The sequence below is a fragment of the Agrobacterium sp. ST15.13.013 genome, from assembly GCF_027956525.1.
Classification (GTDB): domain Bacteria; phylum Pseudomonadota; class Alphaproteobacteria; order Rhizobiales; family Rhizobiaceae; genus Agrobacterium; species Agrobacterium salinitolerans.
Window position 1 is genome coordinate 1 of record NZ_JAQKGP010000117.1, and the last position, 381, is coordinate 381.

The 381-nt window shown below is 54.6% G+C and carries 1 protein-coding gene; it reads left to right on the forward strand.

What is annotated here, in order from left to right; all coding sequences use genetic code 11:
* Window positions 1–194 (forward strand): DUF3330 domain-containing protein (locus tag PL597_RS26150; protein ID WP_257692186.1); only part of this gene is annotated, 194 nt, incomplete at its 5' end.
* Window positions 195–381 lie beyond the last annotated feature (187 nt).

A 381-nucleotide genomic window follows, 5' to 3' on the forward strand; every position in this document is an offset into this window, starting at 1 on the left:
CCAATGAACCGAGCACCAGTTGCTGCGTGTGCTGCAAGGAAATCCCGCTCGATGCCGCCTTCACGCCGGAAGGGGCCGAGTACGTGGAGCATTTCTGCGGGCTGGAGTGCTATCAGCGCTTCCAGGCGCGGGCCAGCACTGCGACCGAAACCAGCGTCAAACCGGACGCTTGTGATTCGCCGCCGTCAGGTTGAGGCATACCCTAACCTGATGTCAGATGCCATGTGTAAATTGCGTCAGGATAGGATTGAATTTTGAATTTATTGACATATCTCGTTGAAGGTCATAGAGTCTTCCCTGACATTTTGCAGGGAATTCCATGACTGGACAGCGCATTGGGTATATCAGGGTCAGCACCTTCGACCAGAACCCGGAACGGCA